This is a genomic window from Streptomyces sp. NPDC028305, assembly GCF_055569495.1.
Genome location: NZ_JBVHTN010000001.1, coordinates 1,440,123 through 1,460,529 on the forward strand (window position 1 = coordinate 1,440,123; position 20,407 = coordinate 1,460,529).

General features: G+C 70.4%; 19 protein-coding genes and 1 tRNA gene. 13 read left to right on the top strand and 7 right to left on the bottom strand.

Going from position 1 to position 20,407, the window contains the following annotated elements:
- Positions 1 to 293 precede the first annotated feature (293 nt).
- On the top strand, positions 294 to 2,204 hold the full coding sequence (locus ACZ4WQ_RS06590) for a putative bifunctional diguanylate cyclase/phosphodiesterase (RefSeq protein WP_385347133.1): 1,911 nt from the start codon (positions 294 to 296) through the stop codon (positions 2,202 to 2,204).
- Between the two features lie 58 nt (positions 2,205 to 2,262).
- Here ACZ4WQ_RS06590 and ACZ4WQ_RS06595 read toward each other — a convergent pair whose 3' ends face one another.
- From ACZ4WQ_RS06595 to ACZ4WQ_RS06605, 3 genes are all read right to left on the bottom strand, one after another.
- Positions 2,263 to 3,312, bottom strand: coding sequence for an LLM class flavin-dependent oxidoreductase (locus ACZ4WQ_RS06595; protein ID WP_398370479.1), 1,050 nt, complete (start codon positions 3,310 to 3,312; stop codon positions 2,263 to 2,265).
- 279 nt (positions 3,313 to 3,591) lie between these two features.
- Entirely contained in the window at positions 3,592 to 4,371 is a 780-nt protein-coding gene (locus tag ACZ4WQ_RS06600; RefSeq protein WP_468022100.1) for a maleate cis-trans isomerase family protein, read from the bottom strand.
- A 98-nt stretch (positions 4,372 to 4,469) separates the two neighbouring features.
- Positions 4,470 to 5,453, bottom strand: a complete 984-nt coding sequence (locus ACZ4WQ_RS06605) for a maleate cis-trans isomerase family protein (protein WP_311730450.1) — start codon at positions 5,451 to 5,453, stop codon at positions 4,470 to 4,472.
- 233 nt (positions 5,454 to 5,686) lie between these two features.
- Between ACZ4WQ_RS06605 and ACZ4WQ_RS06610 the strand changes: the two genes are divergently transcribed.
- Entirely contained in the window at positions 5,687 to 6,634 is a 948-nt protein-coding gene (locus ACZ4WQ_RS06610) for a D-2-hydroxyacid dehydrogenase (RefSeq protein ID WP_385347136.1), read from the top strand.
- Between the two features lie 13 nt (positions 6,635 to 6,647).
- The gene (locus ACZ4WQ_RS06615) at positions 6,648 to 8,069 is read left to right on the top strand and encodes an amidase (protein WP_398369096.1); all 1,422 of its coding nucleotides are present in this window, start codon (positions 6,648 to 6,650) and stop codon (positions 8,067 to 8,069) included.
- Between the two features lie 80 nt (positions 8,070 to 8,149).
- Here ACZ4WQ_RS06615 and ACZ4WQ_RS06620 read toward each other — a convergent pair whose 3' ends face one another.
- Complete coding sequence (locus ACZ4WQ_RS06620; protein WP_311730453.1) at positions 8,150 to 8,650, bottom strand: DUF3830 family protein; 501 nt, start codon at positions 8,648 to 8,650, stop codon at positions 8,150 to 8,152.
- A 117-nt stretch (positions 8,651 to 8,767) separates the two neighbouring features.
- On the opposite strand from ACZ4WQ_RS06620, the gene ehuB reads away from it, so the two are divergent.
- The 8 genes from ehuB (at position 8,768) to ACZ4WQ_RS06660 (ending at position 14,909) form a co-directional block, all read left to right on the top strand.
- A complete protein-coding gene (ehuB, locus tag ACZ4WQ_RS06625) occupies positions 8,768 to 9,682 on the top strand; it encodes an ectoine/hydroxyectoine ABC transporter substrate-binding protein EhuB (RefSeq protein WP_398369094.1) in 915 nt (304 codons plus the stop codon).
- The gene (gene ehuC, locus ACZ4WQ_RS06630) at positions 9,679 to 10,431 is read left to right on the top strand and encodes an ectoine/hydroxyectoine ABC transporter permease subunit EhuC (protein ID WP_398369092.1); all 753 of its coding nucleotides are present in this window, start codon (positions 9,679 to 9,681) and stop codon (positions 10,429 to 10,431) included. Before ehuB ends, ehuC begins: the two co-directional genes overlap by 4 nt.
- Entirely contained in the window at positions 10,428 to 11,078 is a 651-nt protein-coding gene (ehuD, locus tag ACZ4WQ_RS06635; RefSeq protein ID WP_311730456.1) for an ectoine/hydroxyectoine ABC transporter permease subunit EhuD, read from the top strand. Before ehuC ends, ehuD begins: the two co-directional genes overlap by 4 nt.
- A 22-nt stretch (positions 11,079 to 11,100) precedes the next feature.
- A complete protein-coding gene (gene ehuA / locus ACZ4WQ_RS06640) occupies positions 11,101 to 11,871 on the top strand; it encodes an ectoine/hydroxyectoine ABC transporter ATP-binding protein EhuA (RefSeq protein WP_311730475.1) in 771 nt (256 codons plus the stop codon).
- 275 nt (positions 11,872 to 12,146) lie between these two features.
- Positions 12,147 to 12,908 (top strand): IclR family transcriptional regulator, encoded by a 762-nt coding sequence (locus ACZ4WQ_RS06645; RefSeq protein ID WP_358847450.1) that lies wholly within the window; start codon positions 12,147 to 12,149, stop codon positions 12,906 to 12,908.
- A 58-nt stretch (positions 12,909 to 12,966) separates the two neighbouring features.
- Positions 12,967 to 13,040: transfer RNA gene (locus ACZ4WQ_RS06650), tRNA-Lys, on the top strand.
- A gap of 206 nt (positions 13,041 to 13,246) precedes the next feature.
- Positions 13,247 to 14,224: an RNA ligase family protein gene (locus tag ACZ4WQ_RS06655; RefSeq protein WP_398369089.1), complete on the top strand. Its 978-nt coding sequence runs from the start codon at positions 13,247 to 13,249 to the stop codon at positions 14,222 to 14,224.
- A 97-nt stretch (positions 14,225 to 14,321) separates the two neighbouring features.
- Positions 14,322 to 14,909 carry a Uma2 family endonuclease gene (locus ACZ4WQ_RS06660; RefSeq protein WP_361189293.1) on the top strand — a complete coding sequence of 196 codons (588 nt, stop codon included), beginning with the start codon at positions 14,322 to 14,324 and terminating at the stop codon, positions 14,907 to 14,909.
- 57 nt (positions 14,910 to 14,966) lie between these two features.
- On the opposite strand, the gene ACZ4WQ_RS06665 is transcribed toward ACZ4WQ_RS06660, so the two are convergent.
- From ACZ4WQ_RS06665 to ACZ4WQ_RS06675, 3 genes are all read right to left on the bottom strand, one after another.
- Complete coding sequence (locus ACZ4WQ_RS06665; protein ID WP_311730462.1) at positions 14,967 to 15,995, bottom strand: ABC transporter substrate-binding protein; 1,029 nt, start codon at positions 15,993 to 15,995, stop codon at positions 14,967 to 14,969.
- A gap of 63 nt (positions 15,996 to 16,058) precedes the next feature.
- The gene (locus ACZ4WQ_RS06670) at positions 16,059 to 16,943 is read right to left on the bottom strand and encodes an ABC transporter permease (RefSeq protein ID WP_358847447.1); all 885 of its coding nucleotides are present in this window, start codon (positions 16,941 to 16,943) and stop codon (positions 16,059 to 16,061) included.
- Complete coding sequence (locus ACZ4WQ_RS06675) at positions 16,936 to 17,748, bottom strand: ABC transporter ATP-binding protein (protein ID WP_361189289.1); 813 nt, start codon at positions 17,746 to 17,748, stop codon at positions 16,936 to 16,938. The genes ACZ4WQ_RS06670 and ACZ4WQ_RS06675 overlap by 8 nt, the downstream gene beginning before the upstream one ends.
- Positions 17,749 to 17,974: 226 nt before the next feature.
- Between ACZ4WQ_RS06675 and ACZ4WQ_RS06680 the strand changes: the two genes are divergently transcribed.
- Positions 17,975 to 19,699, top strand: a complete 1,725-nt coding sequence (locus tag ACZ4WQ_RS06680) for a sensor histidine kinase (RefSeq protein WP_358847453.1) — start codon at positions 17,975 to 17,977, stop codon at positions 19,697 to 19,699.
- A complete protein-coding gene (locus ACZ4WQ_RS06685) occupies positions 19,696 to 20,391 on the top strand; it encodes a response regulator (RefSeq protein ID WP_398369086.1) in 696 nt (231 codons plus the stop codon). The genes ACZ4WQ_RS06680 and ACZ4WQ_RS06685 overlap by 4 nt, the downstream gene beginning before the upstream one ends.
- Positions 20,392 to 20,407 lie beyond the last annotated feature (16 nt).

Consider the following 20,407-nt stretch of genomic DNA (forward strand, 5'->3'; position numbering starts at 1 on the left):
TCGGACCACCCCATCCACCCTCAGGCGGATTCGCGCGGTACGCCCTGTTCGGCTGGCCCGGTCGAGTGAATCGGCCTCGATGCGGGTACGTAACAGACGGTCACAGTCGGTCGTGAGGTCAGTTGGTCCGTGCAGAGTCGAACAGATTTGACCAAACAGTTGTTCAAGTCTTCGTTGGTCGCGGTCGCATTGTTGGAACTGTCGGAGCACGAGCCTCTATGATCGGCACATTTCCAGCGGGGACTCCCTATTCGGGCGGGCATTCACGGCCCGTCCGGCACCCGGTGTGAGACATGCACAAGATGTGTACGACAGACCTGTACGAGACGAGCGCCACGCGGGAGCGAGCGGTGAGCGGATCCCCTGACGGCCAGGGCCGCGCGCCCGGCGCGACTCTGCCGACGATCACGGAACGTAACGCGGTACCCAGCGATGAGCGAGCCACACCGGCCAAGGCCGCACCGGCCGGATCCACACCGCCCGGGAGCACAGCGCCCGGCCCCGCGCCGAGCGACTACCGGGCCGCGTTCAACGCGGCGCGGCTCCCCATGGCCGTCATCGACCGCGAGGGCGTGGTGCTCGACGCCAACCCCGCGCTCGGTTCGCTGCTGGGCGCCGAGCCGTCCCGGCTGATCGCGCGCAGCGCCGCCGACCTGGCGGATCTGCGCGAGGATCCGCGCACCTGGAGCGAGTACCGCGATGTGCTGCTCGGCCGCCGCTCGCGGCTGTGCTGCACCCGTCGGCTGAAACACCCCGACGGCCATGCCCTGTGGGCCGAGATCACCGTGGAGCCGGTGCCGGACAGTTGCAGCATGCTGCTGTCGATGGCCGACATCAGCGACCGGCGCGACCTCCAGGGGCGGCTGCGCCACCTTCAGATGCACGACCCGGTGACCCGGCTGCCCAACCGCAACCTCTTCTTCGAGCGGCTGTCCTCCGCCCTGGAGGCCGCCGCGTACGACCGGGGCGGCACCGGGCGGATCGGGCTCTGCTACCTCGACCTCGACGGCTTCAAGGCCATCAACGACACGCTCGGCCACCGGGTCGGGGACCGGCTCCTCGGCGCGGTCGCCCAGCGGCTCACCGAGTGTGCCGCGCCCGGCGGCCACCTGGTGGCGCGGCTCGGCGGCGACGAGTTCGCCCTGCTGGTGCGGGACTCCACCGGCACGGAGCAGCTGTGCGAGCTGGCCAGGTCCGTGCTGGCCGCGCTCCAGCGGCCGTTCGACGTGGCCGGGCAGCGGCTGTCGGTGTCGGCCAGCATCGGCGTGGTGGAGCGGCCCGCCGCCGGGACACACACCACCTGGCTGATGCAGGCCGCGGACACCACGCTGTACTGGGCCAAGGAGGACGGCAAGGCGCGCTGGACGCTCTTCGACCCGGAGCGCAACGCACACCGGATGACCAGACAGGCGCTGTCCAGCACGCTTCGTCCGGCGGTCGAGCGGGAGGAGTTCGTGCTCGACTACCAGCCGCTGGTGGGGCTGGTCGACGGTGTGGTGAAGGGTGTGGAGGCGCTGGTGCGGTGGGAGCATCCACGATTCGGCAGGCTGTCGCCGAATCGGTTCATCTCACTCGCGGAGGAGAACGGCGCGATCGTTCCGCTGGGGCGGTGGGTGCTACGGACGGCCTGCCGGCAGGCCCGCGCCTGGCAGTTGGCCCACCCCCACAACCCGCTGATCGTGAGCGTCAATGTGGCGGTCCGTCAGGTCTGGGACTCGGACCTGGTGGCGGACGTGGCCGCGATCCTCGCCGAGACGGGACTGCCGCCGCATCTGCTCGAGTTGGAGCTGACCGAGTCCGCGGTGATGGGGTCGGCGGGGCGGCCGTTGCAGGCGCTGCTGCGGCTCAGCGAGATGGGCGTGGCCATCGCCATCGACGACTTCGGCACGGGCTACTCCAACCTCGCCTACCTCAGCCGACTCCCGGTTTCCACGCTGAAGCTCGACGGGTCGTTCGTCCAGGGGTTCCGGGCGGAGGAACACCCGAACCCGGCCGATGAAACGATCGTCCAGGCGCTCGTCGAGCTCGCGCACCGGCTCGGCCTGACGGTGACCGCCGAGTGTGTGGAAAGCGCCGAGCAGGCGGAGCGGCTGGCGCGGATCGGCTGCGACACCGGGCAGGGCTGGTTCTACTCCCGCCCGGTGCCGCCGGAACAGATCTCCGCCATGATCGGCGGCCATCCGGCGGCCACGGGCGCGCCGTAACGGGCGGGGCCGGGCCCGGCCCGGCCCGGCGGTCCCGGCCCGGTGGGGCCCGTACAGGTCAGGCTGCCGCCGTCGGCAGATCGTAGGCGTCGGCGATCAGCTCGTACGAGCGCAGCTTGGCCTCGGGGCCATGGGCCGTGGTGGTTATCTTGATCTCGTCCACACCGGTCCTCTTGATCAGCCCGTCGAGTCCGTCGCGCACCGCCTCCGGGGTGCCGTACACCACGTTCGTCAGCCAGCTGTTGACGAAGTCCTCCTCGATGACATTGAACTCATAGGCCTCCGCCTCCTCCGGGGTGGGCACAAGGCCCGGCCGCCCGGTGCGCAGCCGCACCATCGACAGCGCGCCGGTGAGGACCTGGCGGCGCGCCTCCTTCTCGTCCTCGGCCGCGAACGCCGAGACCCCGATCGAGGCATACGGCCGGTCGAGGACCGCGGACGGCCGGAAGGACTCGCGGTAGAGGTCGAGCGCGGGGATGGTGTTCGCGGCGGAGAAGTGGTGGGCGAAGGAGAACGGCAGGCCGAGCGCCCCGGCGAGCCGGGCGCTGAAGCCGCTGGACCCCAGCAGCCACACCGAGGGCCGGTCGGCGGACTGCACCCCGCCGGGCACCGTGCCCTGCACCGGCCCGGGGACCGCGTGGATGCGCGCGTAGCGGTGGCCGTCCGGGAAGTCGTCGTCGAGGAATCGGAGCAGTTCGGCGAGGAGCTGCGGGAAGTCGTCGGCGCCCTCGTGCAGCCGGTCGGTGCGGCGCAGCGCGGCGGCCGTGGCCCCGTCGGTCCCGGGCGCCCGTCCCAGGCCCAGGTCCACCCGCCCCGGCGCCAGGGCCTCCAGCGTCCCGAACTGCTCGGCGATGACCAGCGGCGCGTGGTTGGGCAGCATGACCCCGCCGGAGCCGAGCCGGATCCGCTCCGTGTGCGCGGCCAGATGGGCCAGGATCACCGCCGGGGAGGAGCTGGCGACCCCGGGCATGGAGTGGTGCTCGGCCACCCAGAACCGGTGGAAGCCCCGCCGCTCGGCGAGCCTGGCGAGCTCGACGCTGCTCCGCAGCGCCTGCGTGGCGGTCAGCCCGCTGCCGACGGTCGCCAGGTCCAGCACCGACAGCGGGATGGGCGCACTGCCCCGGGGAGCGGCGTGGACGCCGTGATCCCCCGCCCCGCCCTGCTCATGCCGGGCGTCACGCCCGGCCTGGTCGGTCTGCCCGCCCTGTTCGCCGTGGAGCCGGTTCTGCTCGCTCTGCCGGTCCTGCCCGTCCTGCCGGTCCTGCCCGTCCTGCTGGTCGGCCACGGTGGCCCGCCTCCCTGGTCGCTCTGTCCGCGTTGCTCTGCGTGCGTCACACCGCACCGGACACAGCCAACCGGAGAATGGCTCCGCTTTATTCCCACGGCTTCATTTCCTCTCCTCCCCCGTGACTCCCGCGGGGCGGAAGAGCGCCCCGAGCCGGTCAGAGGACACCTCCCGGCCGAGCAGCCGCAGCCCCTCCCAGACCGTGACCTGGTTCGCCGTGAGCACCGGCTTGCCCAGCGCCTCCTCCAGATCGGGTATCCAGGCGGCGGTGTGCAGGGCGGTGTCCGGCAGCAGCACCGCCTGGGCGTCGGGGTGATCGCCCGCGTGGGCCAGGTGCAGCACCTCTTCCCGGCCCCAGGTGCCGACCTCGGCCGCGGTGATGATGCCGCTGCCGCGCATCGCCACGACCTCCGCCCCCGCCTCCTTGAGGAAGGCCCTGAAGTGATCCGCGACATCCGCCGGATAGGTCGCGGCGATCGCGACCCGCTCGGCGCCCAGCGCCCGCACGGCATGCGCGAAGGCGAAGGAGGTGCTGGAGGCGGGCAGGCCCGCCGTCTCCGACAGCTCGCGCACCTGCTCATGCGCGCCGTCCCAGCCGAAGACGAAGCTGGCGCTCGTGCAGGCCCAGACCACGGCCCGGGCGCCGCGCGCCTTCAGCTCCCCCACCCCGGCGGCGAGGCGCGCGGCCGCCCCCATCTCCAGCAGGGCGTCCACACGATGGGCGTCCTCGCCGATGTCGGTATGGACGAGAGGGAGCCGGACCCCGGCGCCCAGGATGGCTTCGAGCCGCGGATACTCGTCCTCCGCGGAATATCCCGGATACAGAAAGCCCACCGCATCGCCCGCCGGGCCGCTCGCCGCCCCGTCCACAGCTGCGTCCATCACCGGATCCACCATGGCTGCCTCCCTCCGGCGGCCCCCGCGAGCGCCGCCCCGTCGCCTGTCACTTCTCATACACCGCGGCCGCCCATCGCGTTCCCTCACATCGCCGGCGGAGCACCTCCCGACTCGTCCAGGTACGGGCCGTCCCCCGTCCCGGAGCCGAACGCCGGATCCAGCCCCTCGCCCGGATCACCGTCCGGCCCCTGCGGCGGCCCGGCCAGCGCCGCCTCGGGCTCCGGCAGGGGCAGGGACGGAGCGGGGTCGACCAGCGGCACGGAAGGGATCACCACGGGCTCCACCGGCCCGACGAAGTGATCCATCCCCGCCATACCGGCCGGGCCGCGCCGCGCCGCCGGGTCCAGCAGGGCCTGATACGGCCCCACCGCCCGCTCGCCGATCGCCCGCAGCGCCGCCCACATCGTGACCTGGTTCGCCGACAGGACGGGCATCCGCAGCTCGGCCTCCAGCTGCGGGATCACGTCGTACGTGGGGAGGTTGGTGCAGCTGATGAAGAGCGCGTCGGCCGCGCCGACCACCGCCTGCCGCGCCATGTCGACCACATCGCGGTACGGCACCTTCCAGATGTGCCTGGTCAGCCCGAGGTACGCCCGCCCGGTCACGGTGATCCCGGCCTCGCCCAGATACTCCTCCAGGGAGTCGGTCACCGACTTCGTATAGGGCGTCACCACGGCGATGCGCCGCGCGCCGATCTCCCGCAGCGCGCCGAGCAGCGCACCCGACGTGGTGAGCGACGGCATCTCGCCCGCCTGCGTCATCGCCGCGCACATCGCGCGCTCACCGGCCACGCCGCCGACGAAGCTGCCCGACGTGCAGGCGTACGCCACCACCTCGGGCGCGATCGCGCACAGGGCGCGCACCGCCTCGTGCAGGGTCTCGTGCTCGCTGACGAGCCGCGCCAGATCGAGACTCACCTCGACCGGAACGAACGGAGTGCGGGTCAGATGCAAGGAGACCTGGTCGGGCACCCAGCGCCACAGCTCACGGTCGAGAGCGAAATCGAATGGTGCTACGACACCCACACCGCGCTGCGGCTGTGGGCCACCCAGAAAGGAGACGTCCATATCGAGCCCCAATACACAACGGAGGGCTGGACCATTGGCCAGAGGGAATGAGCCGGCCTGAATGCCGGGACGTCGGGACAGATGCCGGAACGATGCCGTTATTGACGACGGTAGTTTCCGCTGCCTAGCGTGGTCAATCCTTGCTTCCGAGGCGGCTTCCCGATCATCCCGAACGTCCACGACAGCCAACTCAACAGCCAAGCGCACCTACGTTTCGAAACGGTTTCCCGCCCATGACCGAAAGCACTCTGGTCGTCTTCGGAGACGACCCTCCAGTCCGTCTCGACCGGCTGGCCGGCCGGGCCAGGATCCTCGTGTGCGACGAGTCCTCGCTGCCCGAACTGCTGCCCGCCGCCGACGCCCTGCTCGTCTGGGACTTCGCCTCCGACGCGGTACGCGCCGCCTGGCCCGGCGGCGGACCCCGGCCGCGCTGGGTCCACACCGCGAGCGCGGGCGTGGAGCGGCTGATGTGCCCCGAACTGACCGCGTCGGACACGGTGGTGACCAACGCCCGCGGCGTCTTCGAGCAGCCGATCGCCGAGTATGTCGCGGGGCTCGTCATCGCCATGGCCAAGGACTTCCACGGCAGTTGGGAGCTTCAGCGGCAGCGCCGCTGGCGCCATCGCGAGACGGTGCGGCTGGCCGGGTCCCGGGCGGTCGTCGTCGGCGCCGGCCCGATCGGGCGGGCCATCGGCCGTACGCTGGGCGCGCTCGGCATCGCGGTCGACCTGGTGGGGCGTACGGCGCGCGAGGGGGTGCGCGGCGGCGACGAGCTGAACGGCCTGCTGCCGGAGGCCGATTGGGTGGTGTGCGCGGCGCCGCTGACCGACGGCACGCGCGGCATGTTCGGGCGGGAGGCCTTCGCCCGGATGAAGCCGGGCGCCCTGTTCGTCAACGTGGGGCGCGGGCCGCTGGTCGTGACGGACGACCTGGTGGCGGCGCTGACCGCGCGGCGGATCGGCGGCGCGGCGCTGGATGTGTTCGAGCATGAGCCGCTGGCCGCCGACGACCCGCTGTGGGATGTGCCGGGGCTGTTCGTCTCGCCCCATATGAGCGGCGACACGGTCGGCTGGCGGGACCAGCTGGCCGAGCAGTTCCAGGACAACTACGACCGCTGGGCCGCGGGCGAGCCGCTGCTCAACGTCATCGACAAGCGCCTGGGGTACGTACCGGTCGACTGAAAGGAGACGGTGGATGACCGACATCCACGATCTGACAGCTGTTCAACTCCTCGAACGGTACGCCTCGGGCCAACTCTCCCCCGTCGAGGCGACCCGCGCCGCGCTGGGGCGGATCGAGCAGATCCAGCCGGAGGTCAACGCGTTCAGCCGGGTCGACGCGGAGGCCGCGCTGCGGCAGGCCGAGGAGTCGGCCGAGCGGTGGCGGCGCGGCGAACCGGCCGGTCTGGTGGACGGGGTGCCGGTGTCGGTCAAGGACATCCTGCTCCAGCGCGGCGGCCCCACGCTGCGCGGCTCGCTGACCGTCGAGGCCGAGGGCCGGGCCTGGGACGAGGACGCGCCCTCGGTGGCCCGGCTGCGCGAGCACGGCGCGGTGTTCCTGGGGAAGACGACGACCCCCGAGTTCGGCTGGAAGGGCGTCACGGACAGCCCGGTGTACGGGGTGACCGGCAATCCGTACGACCCGCGCCGCACCGCGGGCGGCTCCAGTGGGGGCAGCGCGGCCGCGGTGGCGCTGGGCGCGGGTCCGCTGAGTCTGGGGACGGACGGCGGCGGTTCGGTGCGCATTCCGGCCTCCTTCTGCGGCGTCTTCGCGTTGAAACCCACCTATGGGAGGGTCCCGCTGTATCCGGCGAGCGCGTTCGGGACGCTCGCTCATGTGGGCCCGATGACGCGGGACGCGGCCGACGCGGCCCTTCTGATGGATGTGATCTCCGGCCCGGACTGGCGCGACTGGTCCCAGCTCGCGCCCCCGGAAGGCAGCTTCCAAGAGGCCATCACGGCGGGGAGGGGCGGCGTGGACGGGTTGCGGGTCGCCTACAGCCCGGCGCTCGGCGGCTCGGCGGCGGTGGACCCGGAGGTGGCGGCGGCGGTGCGGCGGGCGGTGGATCTGCTGGCCGGGCTGGGTGCGTCCGTGGAGGAGATCGACCCGGGCATCGAGGACCCGGTCGAGGCGTTCCACACGCTGTGGTTCAGCGGCGCGGCGCGGGTGGTGCAGCCGCTGGGGCAGGACAAGTGGGAGCTGCTGGACCCGGGGCTGCGCGAGATCTGCGCCCAGGGCGCCTCGTACAGCGCGCTGGACTATCTCGCCGCCGTCGATGTGCGCATGGCGCTCGGACACGCCATGGGGCGGTTCCACTCCGCGTACGACCTGCTGGTCACCCCGACGCTGCCGATCACCGCCTTCGAGGCGGGGGTCGAGGTGCCGAAGGGTTCGGGCCACTCCCGGTGGACCGGCTGGACGCCCTTCACCTACCCCTTCAACATGACCCAGCAGCCCGCGGCGAGCGTGCCCTGCGGCCTCTCCGCCGAGGGGCTGCCGATCGGGGTGCAGCTGGTTGGCGCCCGCCACGCGGACGCGCTGGTGCTGCGGGCGGCGCACGCGCTGTACGAGGCAGGCCTGGCGGACGGCGTCAGGCCGCCGGCCCAGGCCGCCTGACGGACGGGGACAACCCGGCCCCGTACGGACCGTCCCGTCCCATCCGGGCCGCACAGCCCGGATGGGACGGAACCGCCCGCCTACGCCCGGCGGAAGCTCAGCGTCTCCCCCAGGGCGCCGGCCCGCCACAGGTCCTGGCAGGCGTCGGCCATCTCGTCCAGCCCGTCGACGACCGCGCCCCAGACGATGCCAGGCACCCACCCGGCGTCGCCGTTGATCAGCAGGTTGTTGCGTTCGTAGAAGAGGGCGAGGTCGACGACCCGCTGCTGCCCCTGGTGCTTGGCCTGCCGCTCATAGCCGTAGGAGGCGGTGCCCAGCTGGGTGTCGGTGAAGCTGAAGTAGCACAGGTCGCCGGGGATGGGGGTGATGGTCGGGTTCTCCAGGGGTGGCTCCTCGGGGGCGAAGGGGGGCAGCAGCGCGTAGATCTCGTTGCGCGCGTACTTCGCGTGGTAGACGTCGCCTCCCAGGGGCAGCGCGTTCCACACCGCCTCGCAGGTGATGGGCGCGCGGTCGTCGAGGAGTTTCGCCGTGCAACTCACGCCCCTCTTGGCGAGCGATACCTCGATAAACCGGTCAGCCATGACATTCCTCCCGCTCGTTTGCGGACCTGTTGCCGAGTGCGCCTACCCAGCCCGACCAAGCGTCAAGGGCTGAAAACGATCTGCATATTTCGCGTGCGGTCGGGTAGCCGCGCGCCCATGGCTCCACCACGACGGACACACAAGGACAACAGCGGAAGACGGCTGGACCGCCGCGCGCTTCTGGCGGGCGGAGCGGCCATAGGTCTGCTGGGCGCCACGGCCTGTAGCCGGGTGTCCAGCGCCGAAGCCAAGGATGGGGGAAACCTGCTGACGCGCCTGCGGTCGCAGGGGACGGTACGTCTGGGCATCGCGGGTGAGATCCCGTTCGGATACATCGACAAGAACGGAGACTTCACCGGCGAGGCGCCGGAAATCGCGAAAGTGATCTTCAAACGGCTGGGGGTGGCACATGTCCAGCCGGTCCCGACCGAGTTCGCCTCGCTGATACCCGGGCTGCGCTCGCAGCAATTCGACGTGGTCTCCGCCGGCATGTACATCAATCCGGATCGCTGTCAGCAGGTGATCTTCTCGGATCCCGACTATCGCGTCCGTGACTCGTTCATCGTGCGCAAGGGCAACCCCAAGAACCTCCACACCTACGAGGACATCGTCAAGTCGGGCGCGAAGCTCGCCAGCGGCTCCGCGTACGCCCAGATCGGCTACGCGGTCAACGCCGGGGTGAAGGAGGGCGACATCATGGTCCTCCCCGACCAGCTGGCCGGGCTGCTGGCGGTCGAGCAGGGCCGCGCCGACGCCTTCGCGGGCACGGCGGTGACGGTACGCAACGTGGTCCGGCAGAGCGGGGGCCGCCGGGTCGAAGCGACCGAGCCGTTCCAGGCGCTGCTCGACGGAAAGCCGGACATCGGCGCGGGCGGCTTCGCCTTCCGCCCCGAGGAGACCGACCTCCGGGACGCCTTCAACGTCGAGCTGCACAAGATGAAGAAGAGCGGCGAACTCCTGCGCATCGTCGGGCCGTTCGGCTTCACCAAGGCCGAGATGACGGATCTGACCGCCAAGGAGCTGTGCCGATGACAGCCGGACTGTGGGAGAAATGGCTCCTTCCGGGGATCTGGATCACCATCCAGCTCACCCTCTACAGCGCGCTCTTCGCCACCGTCGTCGCCTTCGGGGTCGGCATCGCCCGTACCTCCAGACTGTGGATCGTCCGCTTCCTCACGGGCTTCTACGTCGAGATCTTCCGCGGCACCTCGGCCCTGGTGCTGATGTTCTGGCTGTTCTTCGTGATGCCGCTGGGGTTCCAGTTCCAGCTGCTGCCGATGTGGGCGGCGGTGCTCGCCCTGGGCCTGACGTACGGCGCGTACGGCTCCGAGATCGTGCGCGGCGCGATCGCCGCCGTGTCCCCCGCGCAGCGCGAGGCGGCGCTCGCGCTCAGCTTCACGCCCGCGCAGCGGATGCGGCGGGTGATCCTGCCGCAGGCGATCCCCGAGATGATCCCGCCGTTCAACAACCTGCTGATCGAGCTGCTGAAGGCGACGGCGCTGGTCTCCGCGGTGAGCGTCGCGGACATCACCTTCGCCGCCCAGCTCTCGCGGCTGGCGACCGGTGACAGCCTGGAGATCTACTCGATCATCCTCGTCCTCTACTTCGTCCTGGCCTTCGTCCTCACCCGGCTGATGCGGCTGCTGGAGCGGCGCGCCAAGGCGGGCATCGGGCAGGCGCCGGAGCGGCGCGGCAAGGGCCCGATGATGACCAGGAAGCTGTCCGCCTCCAAGGAGACCGAGCAGCCCGCCAACCTGATCGCGGCGGGAGGTGCCAAGTGAACTGGGACTGGGATGTCGCCAAGGACTTCCTCCCCGAGCTGGGCGACGGACTGCTGATCACCCTGGAGGCCACCGCCCTCGGCTCGGTGCTGTCCTTCGCCCTGGGGCTGGTGTGGGCGCTGGCCTTCCGTTCCCCGACGCGCTGGGTGCGCTGGCCGGTGGCCGCGGTGGTGGAGTTCGTCCGCAACACCCCACTGCTGGTCCAGCTGTTCTTCTTCTACTACGTGCTGCCGACCTGGGACATCAAGTTCTCCGCCCTGACCACCGGCGTGATCGCGCTCGGCCTGCACTACTCGACGTACACCGCCGAGGTGTACCGGGCCGGCATCGACGGAGTGCCCAAGGGCCAGTGGGAGGCGTGCACCGCGCTCAGCCTCTCGCGCGGCCGCACCTGGGTCGCGGTGATCCTGCCGCAGGCGATCCGCCGCGTGGTGCCCGCCCTCGGCAACTACGTGATCGCGATGCTGAAGGACTCGCCGATGCTCGCGCTCATCGGGGTCGTCGACATGCTCCAGAAGGCACGGGCGCACGGCGCCACGTCCTTCGAGTACATCGAGCCCTACACGATGGTCGGCATCGCCTTCATCCTCATCGCCTATCCGGCATCCCTTCTCATGCGAGCCCTGGAGCGTCGCCTTGGCCACTGAAACCGAGCACAAGAACCCTGCCGTGGACGGCAGCGAACTGATCCGGTTCGACCGGGTGACCAAGCGCTTCGGCGACAACACGGTCCTCGACGACCTCGACTTCTCGGTGTCCTCCGGGAAGCATGTGACCCTCATCGGCCCGTCCGGGTCCGGCAAGACCACGATCCTGCGGCTGCTGATGACGCTGATCAAACCGGACCAGGGCAAGATCCAGGTCGACGGCGACTGTCTCACGCATGAGTACCGCGGCGGAAAGATGGTCGAGGCGAGCGAGAAGCACACCCGCGAGGTGCGCAAAAAGATCGGCATGGTCTTCCAGCAGTTCAACCTCTTCCCGAACATGCGGGTGCTGCGGAACATCACCGAGGCCCCGGTGCATGTGCTCGGCCTGAGCAAGGACGAGGCCGAGGAGCGGGCGCGCGAGCTGCTGGACCTGGTCGGGCTCGGCGACAAGTGCGACGCGTATCCGACCCAGCTGTCCGGCGGGCAGCAGCAGCGGGTCGCGATCGCGCGGGCGCTGGCGATGCGGCCGCAGGTGATGCTGCTGGACGAGGTGACCTCGGCGCTGGATCCGGAGCTGGTGGCCGGGGTGCTGGACGTGCTGCGTGACATAGCTCACACCACGGACATCACGATGCTGTGCGTCACCCACGAGATGAACTTCGCCCGGGACATCTCGGACGAGGTGTTGATGTTCGACTCGGGCCGGGTGATCGAGGCCGGGCCGCCGGAGAAGATCTTCACGGAGCCGGAACACGAGCGTACCCGCGAGTTTCTGAGCGCGGTGCTGTAGCGGCGGACGGCGCGGTGGTCGGCGGGAGCCCCGTCGGCCACCACTCGCAGGACATGCCTGTGGCATATGCCAGGGTGGCGCGCCGCTGCTGAGCGGCCCGCCACTCGCCATCAATATGCCCAACACCCGCGCCGAATAGCCCGCTTGGCGGCTATCGTGGTACGCAGCCGCGCCGGGTAAAAGCTGCCATCGGTGAACCAAGGGGCTGATCCCATGGCCATGACCTGCGGCGACGGCGCCGACGCAAGCGGTCACAACCTGCTAGGGGGGAAACCGTGGCGCTCAAGCCCGAGTCGACCGCGCCGTTCCACTCGGTGCGGCATGCCCTCCGGGTCCTCGAAGTCGTCTCCCACCACACCAACGGCGTGACCGACGCCGGCATCGCCCGCGAAACCGGCCTGCCACCGGCCCACCTCGCCCAGCTGCTGCGGATGCTGCGCCGCGAGGGCTATATCGAGCAGGTCACGGACGGCGCGTATGTCGCCGGCACCTCGCTCTCCCTGCTCGGCTCCTCCGGCGCCGACCGCCAGACCGCGGTCGAGCACAAGCTCCAGAAGTCGCTCTCCGCCCTGCGCGACTCGGTCGGCGCGGCGATCTACCTCAGCCGCTATATCGACGGCGAGGTCCGCATCACCCAGTACGCCGACAGCCCGCGCACCCCCAAGGTCAACGAATGGGTCGACTTCCGCTCCGCGGCCCACGCCATGGCCGTCGGCAAGTGCCTGCTGACCCAGCTCGACCACGACGGCCGCCGCGACCACTTCTCCCGCCACAAAACCGTGCGGCTCACCTCCCGCACGACCACCAACGAGAAGGTCCTCTTCCGCAAGCTGGAAAGCCAGCCCGCCACGGTCCCGGTCCTCGACATCCAGGAATACGCCGTCGGCACGGTCTGCGCCGCCGTCCCCATAACCGCCGGCCGCGCAGCCGGCTGCCTGGCCCTCTCCCTCCCTCTGGAGCACGCCCACCGCCTACGCCAGGCCGCGTACACCCTGAACCGGGAGGCGGCTCCGGTGCTGCTGTCCCTCACGATCTGAGGGCGGGCGGCGGTCAGGAGCACCCCTCCGGGCCGGGTAGTATTTACGACGTCAGCACGCGCCGCTAGCTCAGTTGGTTAGAGCAGCTGACTCTTAATCAGCGGGTCCGGGGTTCGAGTCCCTGGCGGCGCACTTTGGTTTTTAAGCCACTGACCTGGGGTTTCTCGGTTATCTGAGAAACCCCAGTCGCGTTTTCGGCCACGGCGATGAATCTCTGTTGCCTCAGACCTGGCGCACGGCGATGATGCCCGTTCATGTCCGACATCGCGTCTGAAGGCTCGTCTGAAGGATCTGCGCTGAGGCCGTACCCCAAGATCCCTTCGAGGGGGCGGATCGGCGTGCCCGGGGTGCGGGAGTGGATCGCCGCGGAGAAGGTGCACGGAGCGCACTTCGCGGTGGCCTGCGACAGCACCGGCGTCCGTCCGGCGAAGCGGCGTGAGCTGCTGGGAGATGACGGTCTGGACGGCTTCTTCGGCGTCAGCAGGATCTGGCCGGCACTGTCGGTGGCGGCGGCCCGGTTCGCCTCGGTGCTGCGGGTCGCTTGGGGTACTGCCGCGGTGGTGACGGTCTACGGTGAGCTGGCCGGCGGGTGCTATCCACACCCGGATGTTCCCGCTGTTCCCGGCGTCGATCCGGTGCAGACCGGTGTGTGGTACGCGCCGGGCCTGCACTGGCTGCTGTTCGACGCCTCGGTCGAAACCGCGGAAGGCCGCTGCTGGATCTCCGACCGCGCTCTGCGCGATGCCGCCGCTGCCGCCGGGCTCACCTGCGTACCCGCTCTCGGACAGGGCCCGCTGAACAGGCTCCAGGACCTGCCTTGCGCCTTTCCCACCAGGGTGCCTGCCCTCTTCGGGCTTCCCGAGCTGGCCGACAACCTCGCCGAGGGCTATGTCCTCAAGCCGGGCGGGGAATGGCGGGAGTCGGGCCCTTCGGGCGCTCGCGCGCGTCCGGTGGCGAAGGTGAAGCAGAAGGCCTTCGCCGAGGACGAGCGCTTCGACGGCTCACGCCCCTATCTGGCACCGCCGCAGGGGGCGGCCGGGGTCCCCGCCTGGCTTCTGGTCCAGGCCTCGGCGCTCCTGACCCCAGCCCGTGCGGCCGCCGCGGTGAGCAAGCTCGGGCCTCACGCTTCCGTGGACGACGTGGCGGAAGAGATCACACGGGACGTCGCGGAGGAGATCGCCGAAGCGGTGGGGGGACTGGAGGACTCGCTCCTGCGCTGCTTGGACCAGGCCGTCCGGCCCGGGGCACGCTCCCTGGCGGTGTTCGACGCCGCGGACCGCCGGAGGGTCCGGTCCGCGCGAGACGTCACCGCCTGATATCGAACAATCACTCGCAGGAGTGATCCTCGCCGGAATGTGCCTCAGGCGAGCATGCGTCCGGAAACACTGGCCTCCTCCAGGAAAGGGGTGCAACATGACGGTTATGACCGAGCGCACGTCACACATGCTGGTGGAGGAGTTCGAGGAGATCGCCTCCGCCGCGCCCGAAACCGTCCTGTTGGAGTTCATCAACGGACGGATCGAGGAGAAGTACGTGCCGGACGGGGATCACCGCGAGATCGTCAAGTGGCTGCAGAAGCGCTGCATGCAGAACCGCCCCGATCTCTGGCTCTACGCGAACGACTGCGGTTTGAAGGTCGAGGCATACCGCAAGGGGCGCGCCCGCCCAGACGGCGTGCTGGCGCCTGACGGACGCTTCGCGGGAGATGGTGAATGGTCCGACACCGACGGGGTCCTCATGACCGTCGAGGTCACCTCGCACGACCGGGACACCAACCGCCGCGACCGCATCGAGAAGCCCGCTGCCTATGCGACGGCGGGCATCCCCGTCTATCTCCTCGTGGACCGTGACGCCTGCGCACTCATCGTCCAGACCAACCCCGACCCGAAGAGCGGCCGCTACCGCGACACCCACGAGGCACCCTTCGGGGAGCAGGTGGTGCTCCCCGATCCGGTCGGTATCACGCTCGACACGGACGTCCTGAAGAGCTACGTCCGCTGACGCGCCCCGCCGTAAGCGGCCCGGCCGGTCGGCTGTCCGACCGGCCGGGGCCCTGGCTCAGCTCGCCTTCTTGACGAACTCCGTGGTGTAGGTCTTGTTCAGGTCCACCGTGGCGTTCTTCAGGTTCGGGTTGAAGGACTTCAGGACGCGCTCGACCGTCGCCGGGCCGTCGGCCGGCATGACGCCGTCGGTGGTGAACATCGGCAGAGTGCTCTTGATCGCCTGGGCGTAGAGCTCCTTGCCGCCCTGGGCGTAGTCGGCCGGCATCTTGGCGGCGATTTCCTCGGGGCTGTGGGTGGACATCCACTTGAGGGTCTTCACGAACGCGTTGGCCAGCTTCTGGACGGTGTCCTTGTGGCCGTTCACCCAGGACGTGTTCATGTAGAGGCTGGAGGAGGGGTACGGGCCGCCGAGGGCGGCCTTGGAGCCCTCGGGGGTGCGCATGTCGACGAGGATCTTGCCGAGCTTCTGGTCCAGGACCTGCGCGACGGTGGGGTCGGTGGTCATGCCGCCCTGGATCGCGCCCTGCTTCAGGGCGGCGATGAAGGTCTGGCCAGCGCCGACCGCGACCGGGGTGAACTCGCTGGTCTTCACGCCGCTGTTGACGGCCAGGTACTTGGTGAGGAAGTCGGTGGAGGAGCCGAGGCCGGTGACGCCGAGCTTCTTGCCCTTGAAGTCCTTGGGCGAGGTGATCTCCCCCGCCGCCTTGTTGGAGACGATCTCCACCTCGCCGGGTGCGTGGGAGAACTGCACCACGGACTCCACCTCCTTGCCCTTGACCTGGAGGTCCAGGGTGTGGTCGTAGAAGCCGACCGCGCCCTGCACCTCGCCGGAGACCAGTGAGGTCTCGGCCTGCACACCGGCGGGCTCGGTGAGGAGCTCGACGTCGAGGCCCTCGTCCTTGAAGTAGCCGAGCCGCTGGGTGAGCATCGCGGGCAGGTAGATGACCTTGTCGAGGCCACCCACCATGATCTTGACCTTGCCGTCCTTGCCGTCCCCGCCGGAGTCGCTGCCGCAAGCGGTGAGGGTGGTCAGGGACAGCGCCGCGGCGACCGCCGCCGCGGAGAACTTGGCATAGCTGCGCATGTCACGTCCTTGTGAGATGAGGAAAACAGAGGAGAGGGGAGGGGAGGGAAAGAGGGCTCGGCGTCAGTGGTCCGCGCCCGGCTGGGCCGGCTTCCAGCGGAACAGCCGCCGCTCCAGGAAGGTCAGCAGGCCCTCGGCCAGCAGGGCCACCACGGCGAGGATCACCATCGCCGCGTACACCCCGGCCGCGTTGAACGTGGACTGTGAGGTCGCGACCAGCAGCCCGATCCCCTTCGTGGCGCCGATGTACTCGCCGACGATCGCGCCGATCAGCGCGAAGCCGAAGCTGACATGGAGGCTGGTGAAGATCCACGAGGTGGCCGCGGGGATCACGACCTGAAGGGTGACCTGGCGGTTGCTCGCGCCGAGGATCCGGGAGTTGGCCACCAGGTTGCGGTCGACCTCCCGTGCGCCCTGGAAGGCGTTGAAGAAGACGGGGAAGAAGACCAGCACGACCGCCGAGGCGACCTTCGAGGCCGGGCCGAGGCCGAACCAGATGAGGAAGATCGGGGCGAGGACGATCCGGGGCAGCGCGTTGAGCACCTTGATGTAGGGGCCCAGTACGTCGGCGAGGAAGGGGGCGCGGCCGAGGCCGATGCCCAGGATGACGCCGGCGGCCACGCCGATGGCCCATCCGATGAGGGCCTCCTGGAGCGTCGTCCAGACCTGCTCCCACAGGGGGCCCTGCGCGGTGCCGTGCAGCATCCAGTCCTTCAGCTGGTCCCAGATCTTCGAGGGCATCGAGAAGTTGAACGGGTCGATGACGGAGGTCCGGGCGAGCCACTCCCACAGCCCGATGACCGCGACCAGCACCAGCGCGCGGGTGGACTGGACGAGGATCGCGCGTTTGCGGGCGGCCCGTGCCCTGGCCGTCGTACGGCTTGTGCCGGGGCCCTTGGCGATCCCGTCCTTGACGGGGGTGGGCGCGGCAGTGGTGGCCTCAGGCATGCGAGGCTCCTCTCTCGCGGGTGATCCGCACCTCTTCGCCGAGCGAGGACCAGATCTCGCGGTAGATCTCGATGAACCGGGGCTCCAGCCGGACCGACTCGACCTTGCGGGGCCGTGGCAGATCGATCTCGAACACTTCCTTGACGGTCGCCGGGCCGGCGGTCATGACCACGACCTTGTCGGCGAGGGCGATGGACTCCTCCAGGTCGTGGGTGACGAAGACGACGGAGGCGCCGGTCCCGGCCCACAGCTCGAGCAGTTCGTCGGACATCAGCGCCCGGGTCTGCACGTCGAGCGCCGAGAACGGCTCGTCCATGAGCAGGATCTCGGGGTCGTTGACGAAGGTGGCCGCGAGCGCGACGCGCTTGCGCTGGCCACCGGACAGCTGGTGCGGGTAGCGGTCCTCGAAGGACGCCAGCCCGACCCGGGCGAGCCACTCCCGCGCCCGCTCCTTGGCCTCCGCCTTCGGTACGCCGCGGAAGCGGGGCCCGGCCATCACGTTGGACAGCACGCTGCGCCAGGGGAAGACCGCGTCCTGCTGGAAGACGAAGCCGACCTTGGACCCGATGCCGCGGACCGGCTCGCCGGTCACCAGGACATCGCCCTCCGTGGGCTCCTCCAACCCGCTGACCAGGGTCAGGGTCGTGGACTTCCCGCATCCGGTGGGGCCGACCACGGCGACGAACTCGCCCCGCCCGACCGTCAGGTCCAGATCCCTGACGGCGGTGTGGAGGCCCCCGGACGGAGTCCGGAACACCTTGCTCGCGCCCCGCAACTCGATGGCAGGGCTCGTTTGTCTGCTCATGGCCGGGAGGCTAGGAGTGGCGCGGGCCACACCGGCAGCCTTGTGGGCACAACGCGTTCTTGTGCCCACAAGCCCCGTTCTGCTCGTTTAGCTCGCGCTACGGCAACGAATCCGCTACGGACCCTGGGCAACCACCGCAGACCGCCCTTACCGTGCGTTTACAGCGCCGTAAACGGAATAGTCCCTACCGCTTCACGGGGAGGGCCAGGAGACGGGAGTGACCCAGATGCGGATCCGCTGGCCCAGACGCGTCTCCGCCCAGGTACTGGCCGTGCAGCTGACCATCACCGTCGGGGTGATGGTGCTCGCCACCGGGCTCTTTCTCGCCCCGCTCAGCTCCGAGATCGACAACCAGGCCATGCACAAGGCGCTCTCCATCGCCCAGGCCACCGCCGCCGACCCCGGCCTCGCCCGCGATCTACAGAACACCGAGCCGAGCCCGCGCGGGCCGGTGCAGGAGACGGCCGAGCGGATCCGCCGGGCCACCGGGGCGCTGTACGTGGTGGTGCTCGACCGGCGCGGCGTGCGCTGGTCGCACACCAACGCCGACCGGATCGGCGACCATGTCTCGACCGATCCGAAGGCGGCGCTCTCCGGGCAGCAGGTCATGCAGATCGACGTCGGCACGCTGGGCCGCTCGGCCCGCGCCAAGGTGCCGCTGCGCGACGACGACGGGAAGATCGTCGGCGCGGTGTCGGTCGGCATCGGCTACGGCAGCGTCCGCGATCAGCTGCTGGCCACCCTGCCCCGGCTGCTGCTGTACGCGGGCATGGCGCTCGCCGTGGGCGTGCTGGCCGCGATCGCCGTCTCGCGCAGCCTGCACCGCCGTACGCACGGGGTCGCGTTCGCCGATATCTCGGCGCTGCTCGACGAGCGCGAGGCGATGCTGCACGGCATCCGCGAGGGCGTGGTGGCCTTCGACCGGGAGGGCCGGATCCGTCTGATCAACGACGAGGCGCGGCGGCTGCTCGGCGTCGGCGCGGACGCCGCCGGCCACACCCTGGAGGAGACGCTGCCCGCCGGCCGTACCACGGAGGTGCTGGCGGGACGGGCCGACGGTGCCGATCTGCTGACGGTGAGCGGCGGCCGGGTCCTGATCGCCAACCGCATGCCGACCAAGGACGGCGGCGCCGTGGCGACCCTGCGCGACCGCACCGAACTGGAGCTGCTGGGCCGGGAGCTGGACTCCACCCGCGGGCTGCTGGACGCGCTGCGCGCCCAGGACCACGAGCACGCCAACCGGCTGCACACCCTGCTCGGGCTGCTGGAACTCGGTCTGCACCAGCGGGCGGCGGAGTTCATCGCCGGGCTCACCGACACCCACCGGGCCTCCGCCGAGCAGATCTCCGAGCGGGTGCGCGACCCGCTGCTGTCGGCGCTGCTCGTCGGGAAGGCCGCCATCGTGGCGGAGCGCGGGGTGTCCCTGCGCGTCTCCCCCCAAACGCTGCTGTCCGAGCGGGTGGTCGACCCGCGCGACCTGGTGACCGTGCTCGGCAACCTGATCGACAACGCCCTGGACGCCGTGGCCTCGCATCCACGCCCCGACTCCTTCGTCGAGGTCGAGCTGCGCGCCGAGGGCACCACCGCCGTACTGCGCGTCAGCGACAACGGCCCGGGGGTGCCGCCCGAGATGCGCGAACAGATCTTCGCCCAGGGCTGGTCCACCAAGCTGCCCGCCCCGGGGCCCCTGTCGACGACCCCGCCCCCGCGCGGCCGGGGCATCGGGCTGGCCCTGGTGCGGCGGCTCGCCGAGCGGTACGGCGGAATGGCCCGCGTCACCGCCCGCGCGGGCGGGGGCGCGGTGTTCACCGTCATCCTGCCCGAGGCGCTCGACCCGGACGGAGCCCCGGACCCGGCACCGCAACCCGATCCATCCCCCACACCGACCGACGGCGGCCACGCCGACAACACGCCCATCCAGCAGCTCACCGCAGCGGGAGAGTCACGATGATCGACGTCCTTGTCGTGGACGACGACTTCCACGTCGCCGAGATCAACTCCGCGTATGTGGCCCAGGTGCCCGGCTTCCGGGTCGCCGCCCGCGCCCATACCGCCGCCCAGGCCCTGGCGACCCTGGAGCGCGCCCACGTCGACCTCGTCCTGCTCGACCACTACCTGCCCGACGAGACCGGGCTGACCCTCGTACGGCGGATGCGGCAGCTCGGCCACCACGCCGACGTGATCATGGTGACGGCGGCCTGCGACGTCGCCACCGTCCAGGCCGCCATGCGGTACGGCGCGCTCCAGTACCTGGTCAAGCCGTTCAACTTCGCCGGGCTGCGGGCCAAGCTCGACGGCTATACGACGCTGCGCCACACCCTCGAAGGGGTCGGCGGGCGCGGTGAGACGGGCCAGGAGCGGGCGGACCGTATCTTCGGCGCGTTCCGGACCGCCGACGCCACCGCCCGCTCCGTACTGCCGAAGGGGCACTCCGCGCCGACCGTCGCCCTCATCCGCCGCGCCCTGGACCAGGCGGAACACCCGCTGTCCGCGCATGAGGTCGCCGAGCGCACCGGCATCAGCCGCTCCACCGCCCAGCGCTATCTCAAGTACCTGGAACACGCGGGCCGGATCAGCCTCACCCTCAAATACGGCGACACCGGCCGCCCCGAGCACCGCTATTCGTGGGTGGCGGTGAGCTGACGGGCTGTGGTGGCAG

Bases quoted from the DNA above. Each gene is read 5' to 3' on its own strand.
- ACZ4WQ_RS06680 (WP_358847453.1), top strand. From the start codon at position 17,975: ATGCGGATCCGCTGGCCCAGACGCGTCTCCGCCCAGGTACTGGCCGTG.
- ACZ4WQ_RS06610 (WP_385347136.1), top strand. From the start codon at position 5,687: ATGACCGAAAGCACTCTGGTCGTCTTCGGAGACGACCCTCCAGTCCGT.
- ACZ4WQ_RS06685 (WP_398369086.1), top strand. From the start codon at position 19,696: ATGATCGACGTCCTTGTCGTGGACGACGACTTCCACGTCGCCGAGATC.
- ACZ4WQ_RS06620 (WP_311730453.1), bottom strand. From the start codon at position 8,650: ATGGCTGACCGGTTTATCGAGGTATCGCTCGCCAAGAGGGGCGTGAGT.
- ACZ4WQ_RS06670 (WP_358847447.1), bottom strand. From the start codon at position 16,943: ATGCCTGAGGCCACCACTGCCGCGCCCACCCCCGTCAAGGACGGGATC.
- ACZ4WQ_RS06590 (WP_385347133.1), top strand. From the start codon at position 294: ATGCACAAGATGTGTACGACAGACCTGTACGAGACGAGCGCCACGCGG.
- ACZ4WQ_RS06605 (WP_311730450.1), bottom strand. From the start codon at position 5,453: ATGGACGTCTCCTTTCTGGGTGGCCCACAGCCGCAGCGCGGTGTGGGT.
- ACZ4WQ_RS06600 (WP_468022100.1), bottom strand. From the start codon at position 4,371: ATGGACGCAGCTGTGGACGGGGCGGCGAGCGGCCCGGCGGGCGATGCG.
- ACZ4WQ_RS06675 (WP_361189289.1), bottom strand. From the start codon at position 17,748: ATGAGCAGACAAACGAGCCCTGCCATCGAGTTGCGGGGCGCGAGCAAG.
- ACZ4WQ_RS06615 (WP_398369096.1), top strand. From the start codon at position 6,648: ATGACCGACATCCACGATCTGACAGCTGTTCAACTCCTCGAACGGTAC.
- ehuB (WP_398369094.1), top strand. From the start codon at position 8,768: ATGGCTCCACCACGACGGACACACAAGGACAACAGCGGAAGACGGCTG.
- ACZ4WQ_RS06665 (WP_311730462.1), bottom strand. From the start codon at position 15,995: ATGCGCAGCTATGCCAAGTTCTCCGCGGCGGCGGTCGCCGCGGCGCTG.
- ehuC (WP_398369092.1), top strand. From the start codon at position 9,679: ATGACAGCCGGACTGTGGGAGAAATGGCTCCTTCCGGGGATCTGGATC.
- ACZ4WQ_RS06660 (WP_361189293.1), top strand. From the start codon at position 14,322: ATGACGGTTATGACCGAGCGCACGTCACACATGCTGGTGGAGGAGTTC.